Raw genomic sequence first — 2,079 nt, forward strand, 5'->3', positions numbered from 1 at the left:
TTCAACAGCGACCGCCATTGACGAAAACTCCGGTGAAAACACGGTGATTTACACCGCAGCGACGGATGATGCGACGGTGGTTTATAGCCTCTCGGGAGCCGATGCAGGGCTGTTCAGCATTAATTCAGCCACCGGCGAAGTGACGTTATTGGCGGATGCCGATTACGAGACCAAGTCCAGCTACAGCTTTACTGTCACCGCTACCGACGGAGCCGGTAACCATACTGATCAACTGGTTACACTCGATGTAAACAACCTCGATGAAGTGGCACCGACGATTACGTCTGGTGCGACGGCTACTGCAATCGATGAAAACTCTGGTGCCGGGCAGGTGGTGTATACCGCCACCGCTGATGACTCTGCTGACGTTTCAGATGGCGTAACGTTTAGCCTTGGTGGCGCTGATGAGGCGTATTTCGAGATCAGTGCGAGCACTGGTGAAGTGACGCTAAAAGCCGATGCCGACTACGAAACCAAGTCCAGTTACTCATTCATCGTTACCGCTACCGATGGCGCCGGTAACCATACCGACCAAGCGGTTACCCTCGATGTGAACGATCTGGATGATACCGCCCCAGAAGCCAGTATTGTGATATCACCCGCGACAGTACAGCTGGAAGCACTGGGTAATACCAGCAATAGTGACTATGCCCCTCAAATCACCGCTGTGGGCAGCGATGGTGCGTATGTGGTGGCCTGGTATGGATACAGCGGCAGTGGCTATTCGATCTTTGTGCAGGCGTTTAATGCCGATGGCTCCTTGAACGGCACCACGGTACAACTGGAAGCACCGGGTAATGCCAACCATAGCTCCCAGATCACTGAGGTAGGCAGCGATGGCGCCTATGTGGTGACCTGGTACGGAAGGGATAGCGACGGTGACTATTCGGTCTTTGTGCAGGCGTTTAAAGCCGATGGTTCCGTCAACGGTGCCACGATACAGTTGGAAGCGCTGGGTAACACCACTGGTCATGACTATGATCCACAAATCACTGCGGTGGGCACTGATGGCGACTATGTGGTGACCTGGTACGGAAGGGATAGCGACGATGATGATTCAATCTTTGTGCAAGCATTTAACGCCGATGGTTCCTTAAGCAGTGCCGCGGTACAGTTGGAAGCACTGGGTGAGACCACCAGTGGTGACTATCTGCCTCAAATTACCGCTGTGGGCACTGATGGCGCCTATGTGGTGACCTGGCAGGGGTACGATAGCGACGGTGATTTTTCGATCTTTGTGCAGGCGTTTGATGTCGATAGCTCCTTCAACGGTGACATGGTACAGCTGGAAGCGCCGGGTCATACCACTGGTGCTGACTATTTTCCTCAAATCACCGCGGTGGGCACTGATGGCGCCTATGTGGTGACCTGGCAGGGAGTCAGCGGCGGTGATAGGTCGATCTTTGTGCAGGCGTTTGATGTCGATGGCTCCTTCAACGGCACCACGGTACAGCTGGAAGCGCTGGGTAATACGGCAGGTCAAGACAGAAATCCCCAAATCACCGCGGTGGGCACTGATGGCGACTATGTGGTGACCTGGTACGGTGAGGATAGCGACGGTGACTATTCGATCTTTGTGCAAGCCTTTAACGCCAATGGTTCCTTCAACGGTGACACAGTACAGCTGGAAGCGCCGGGTAATACCACTGGTGATGACTATTTTCCTCAAGTCACCGCCGTGGGCAGTGCTGGTGCCTATGTGGTGACCTGGTACGGGGCCGATAGTGACGGTGATGATTCGATCTTTGTGCAGGCGTTTAACGCCGATGGTTCTTTCAACGGTGACACAGTACAGCTGGAAGCGCTGGGTAAGACCAACGGTGATGACGAAAGTCCCCAAATCACTGCGGTGGGCAGCGCTGGCGCCTATGTGGTGACCTGGTACGGGATCGATAGCGACGGTGATGAGTCGATCTTTGTACAGGCGTTTAATGCCGATGGTACACCGGTGATAGATAGCACCTATGAAGCAGGGGAGTTGGTCACATTACAAAGCAATGAGGCGGGTACGGTGTATTTGGTGAGCGATACAGTGGCCGTGACCACTGAGGCCGATATCACCAGCGCCAGCAGTAACCT

The 2,079-nt window shown here is 54.3% G+C and carries 1 protein-coding gene; it reads left to right on the forward strand.

The window, feature by feature from the left end; all coding sequences use genetic code 11:
• The coding region (locus tag Q8W32_RS16490; RefSeq protein ID WP_305415683.1) for a cadherin repeat domain-containing protein at window positions 1-2,079 on the forward strand (2,079 nt) is incomplete at both ends.

It is taken from the genome of Oceanobacter sp. 3_MG-2023, from assembly GCF_030688925.1.
Classification (GTDB): Bacteria; Pseudomonadota; Gammaproteobacteria; order Pseudomonadales; family Oceanobacteraceae; genus Oceanobacter.